Annotated in this window: 3 protein-coding genes; 1 reads left to right on the top strand and 2 read right to left on the bottom strand. The window is 37.7% G+C overall.

The window, feature by feature from the left end; translation table 11 throughout:
* Nucleotides 1-384 precede the first annotated feature (384 nt).
* Complete coding sequence (locus tag HRT50_RS17940) at nt 385-1,050, top strand: PEP-CTERM sorting domain-containing protein (RefSeq protein WP_291617038.1); 666 nt, start codon at nt 385-387, stop codon at nt 1,048-1,050.
* Between the two features lie 228 nt (nt 1,051-1,278).
* On the opposite strand, the gene HRT50_RS17935 is transcribed toward HRT50_RS17940, so the two are convergent.
* Together HRT50_RS17935 and HRT50_RS17930 are read right to left on the bottom strand one after the other, a co-directional pair.
* Nucleotides 1,279-3,465 carry an OsmC domain/YcaO domain-containing protein gene (locus tag HRT50_RS17935; RefSeq protein ID WP_291617036.1) on the bottom strand — a complete coding sequence of 729 codons (2,187 nt, stop codon included), beginning with the start codon at nt 3,463-3,465 and terminating at the stop codon, nt 1,279-1,281.
* Between the two features lie 192 nt (nt 3,466-3,657).
* Nucleotides 3,658-4,519 (bottom strand): hypothetical protein (locus tag HRT50_RS17930; RefSeq protein ID WP_291617034.1); only part of this gene is annotated, 862 nt, incomplete at its 5' end.

Raw genomic sequence — 4,519 nt, 5'->3', positions numbered from 1 at the left:
CGGGATTATACAGGAATGCAGATTTGTGTGGTAGTTATTGCAACAGTAAAATTAATACAATAAAAATAACAGCAAATAACAACATAACTGATTGATTAGTTTATATATTTCATCACACCCTGAGAGAAACACCTAACCCATTGAAATAAACTAACTTTACTGTTTAGCTACAATTCGTACTTAAAGGTAGTAACAATCCCTTATCAACAAATTGTCCGATAATTTTACACTTTGAAATTTATTCATAAACTAAAAGTGACCATTTCACTGAAAGATAAAGGTTTTTATTCTTTGGCACCTTTAATGCAAATAAAATCAAGACAAATTAAGTCAAGACAAATTAAATACTGTGCAGTTAAACAGGAACGATAAGAGGAATTTAGTATGAATATAAAAATATTAAAAGCAGCTTTAACTGGTTTAGTTTTATCTGTGAGTGGTTTTGCTAATGCTGGAATTATCATCCTAGACTTTGAAGGTGTGGGTGATACCGCAAATATAAACGATTTCTATAACGGTGGTACGGACTCCTTAGGTAATTCAGGTACAAATTATGGAATCAGTTTTGGAACAAATACCTTAGGTTGTATAGATTCTGACGTAGGAGGTACATGTAATTTTGCCAATGAGCCAACCGCTGATACCGTTATGTTTTTTCTTTCGGGAAGCAGCTCAATTTTAAATAATGCTGCTGGATTTGATACTGGATTTTCTTTTTATTATACATCTTCAACGGCTGTTTCAGTAAACATATATTCTGGCCTTAATTTGACAGGCAGCTTGTTAGGTTCAATTGCCTTATTGTCCAACCATACTGCCAATGGGTGTGTGGGAGACCCAACTGGTACTTTTTGCAACTGGGATATTGGCTCATTAGGCTTTGCTGGTATGGCGAAATCAATTGATTTTGGAGGCACAGCTAACGAGGTAGGTTTTGATAACATTACTTTTGGCTCAGTAAATCCTAACCGAGTACCAGAGCCTTCAAGCCTTGCCATATTCGCTTTAAGCATTCTAGGGTTAGCGTCATCTAGATTCAAAAGCCGGTAATAAAGTGTTTTCTTGCCAATTTATATCAGTTAACTAGCAATAGAGATAAGTTTTCACTAACTATAAAGCTAAAGCACGTGTTTAACTTGATACTATTCTTTAAATATAACTGACTATATTTTGATATTGAAATAAAAATTTCTGCCCTACTCAATCTAAAAAAAGCCAATACTTGTTAGCAAGCATTGGCTTTATCTGTTTATTAGCCTACAAAACTAGCCAAAACGACTATTTTTCAGCGGCAAGTTTACGCGCTTGATGCAATTTCTTGTAGCTTTCAATCAATCGTTGATGCTTATCTAACCCTTCAAGTTTCATGCTCGTTGGCGTTAAACCAAAGAATCTTACTTCACCAAATACTGAGCCAACAACATTGGTCATATTCTCTTCACCGAACATTCTATTGAAGTTACCGATATAGTCTTCAAGTTCCATCTCTTCATCGATAGTAACTTCAAGCACAGCATGAATGGCTTGATAGAATAAACCGCGTTCAACGGTATTATCATTGTATTGTAAAAATTCTCCGACTAACTCAATAGCATCTTCCAGTGCGCCCAGCGCTAAACAGATTAGAATTTTCAACTCAAGAATAGTTAGCTGGCCCCAAACGGTATTTTCATCAAACTCAATACCAATTAAGGTTTTGATATCAATGTAATTATCTTGTTGGCTTTCTTCTAAACGGTCAAACAAACTGGTTAATTGCTCTTCATCTAGGCGATGCAGATTTAAGATGTCTTCGCGGTAATCAAGTGACTTATTAGTATTATCCCAGATAAGGTCTTCTACCGGATACACTTCAGAATAATCTGGTACTAAAATACGACAAGCCGTAGCGCCAAGTTGGTTAAACTCAGCAATATACACTTCTTTACCAAGGTGTTTTAAAATGTCCATTAAACCGGCATTTTCTTCTTCATTAGTGCCAGAGAAATCCCATTCAACAAAATCATAATCATGCTTGGCACTAAAGAAGCGCCATGAGATAACACCGGTTGAATCAATAAAGTGATCAACAAAGTTTTCCGGCTCAGTCACCGCCATGCTATTAAAAGTAGGCTTAGGTACATCATTTAAACCTTCAAAGCTTCTACCCTGTAAAAGCTCGGTTAAGCTACGCTCTAACGCGACTTCAAAACTTGGATGAGCACCAAATGAGGCAAATACACCACCATTTTTAGGATTCATCAAAGTGACACACATTACCGGGAACTTACCGCCTAATGAGGCATCTTTAACTACCACAGGAAAACCCTGTGCTTCTAAGCCTTCAATGCCTGCTAAAATAGCTGGGTATTTAGCGATAACGTCTTTAGGTACATCAGGTAAAACGATTTCTTCGGCGATGATTTGCTTTTTAACCGCACGTTCAAATATTTCAGACAAACATTGTACTTGCGCTTCAGGTAAGTTATTACCGGCGCTCATGCCATTACTTAAAAATAAATTTTCAATTAAATTTGAAGGGAAATATACCGTTTCACCATCAGACTGGCGTACATAAGGAATTGAACAAATGCCACGTTCCGCCATACCTGAGTTAGTATCGATAAGGTTTGACCCACGCAACTCGTCTTCAGGGTTGTATATAGCTAAACAATAATCATCTAAAATATCGCTTGGCAGTGCATCATCTCCGCCCGGTTTAAACCACTTTTCATTGGGATAATGAACAAAGTCGCTAGTGGCAATATCAGTACCGAAAAATTGATCGTTATAAAAGAAATTACAGTTAAGGCGTTCAATGAACTCACCTAAGGCAGAGGCAAGTGCACTTTCTTTCGTTGCGCCTTTACCGTTAGTGAAACACATGGGAGATGCGGCATCACGAATATGCAGTGACCATACATTAGGTACAATATTGCGCCACGAAGATATTTCGATTTTCATGCCAAGGTCGGCTAAAAGGCCTGACATATTGGCAATAGTTTCTTCTAAAGGTAAATCTTTACCTAAAATAAAAGTGCTAGCGCCATCTTCAGGTTGTTGCATCAACATAGCTTGCGCATCTTCTTCAAGGCTAGTAACGGCCTCAACTTTAAATTCTGGCCCCTTCTGTACTACTTTTTTCACGGTACAGCGATCAATTGACCTTAAAATACCTTTTTTGTCTTTTTCAGAAATGCTCTCAGGTAGCTCTACCTGAATTTGAAAGATTTGGTTATATCTATCTTCTGGGTCAACAATATTATTTTGTGATAAACGAATATTATCCGTTGGAATATCACGAGAATTACAATAGACCTTAACAAAGTACGCTGCACACATAGCCGATGACGCAAGGAAGTAATCAAAAGGACCTGGTGCTGAGCCGTCACCTTTATAACGAATAGGCTGATCAGCGATGACACTAAAATCGTCAAACTTGGCTTCAAGTCTAAGGTTGTCGAGAAAGTTAACTTTGATTTCCATTGATATATTTCCGAAGTTGTATGCAGCCGATCGATAGACTGGCTCTAATGGCGCTAATTATCGGATTTTTTGCGCCATTAGTCTTGGATTAATTAAGCAATAATGAAATAAATTGAATAAAACACTATTTCTCGATGAAATAGTGCTTACTTCCTCAGACTTATTTAGGCTAAGTTTTTAAAAAGACCTTTACTAAATAGAAGCTACCTCAATAGTACTATCTGAAAACTGTAACTTTTCAATGTCTGCTAAGGTATTTATACCATCGCGATCATCTTGTAAGTCTTGCACCTTCACTGCACCATTTTCTTTGGTGATTTGATATTGTGTCGATTGACCAGAAAATATCACCGTATTAATACCAGCATTACCGGTAATAGTGTTATCAAACTGGTTCGCCACTACGTTACTATCCTTATTACCTGTTAAGGTGACATCTTTAAGGTATTGTGAGTGGTTTGTATAAGATAAACTCTTATTAAAGCTTAAGCTAAAATCACCAACAAAACTTGCATCGATACGAGCGTTATAGGTCAGATATGGGTGGAAAAATTGATGAGCCATTATTGCTGCACCTTGTGGATCTGTTGTTGCCAAATCATCACGGGTTTTAGCAATATACATTCCCCACATACCATATTTACCAGTAAATGCTCCCCATAGACCATAATAAGTATCAACTACCGATGCTAAGTATTCTTGCGATAAACTATTTTCAGCGGTTAACTCCGCTAACCAATTTGCTTGTGCTGCTGGCCAAGCCCAAAGCTTTGCTGATACTGCTGTTACTTGCGCCCCGCGGATGTCAGCTTGATATTCTGGTAACGCGCCATCAAATTCAGCACCTTGGTCAACACCTATGCCGTAATCATGTACTAAGTGTAAAATCTCCTCGAACGATGCATCACGATATTCATACTTTTGCGTGATATACCAGCTGTGACCTTCCACTTGCATTTCACCATAATATAATGGCTGGCCATCAAGTTCAGCGCCGGCATTAGACCCATCATCAACACCGTTTAGCAGTAATAAAATAGCACCATTGTCAGCC

The sequence above is a fragment of the Colwellia sp. genome (assembly GCF_013215345.1).
Lineage (GTDB): Bacteria > Pseudomonadota > Gammaproteobacteria > Enterobacterales > Alteromonadaceae > Colwellia.
This window is presented reverse-complemented; position numbering and strand designations above follow the sequence as displayed.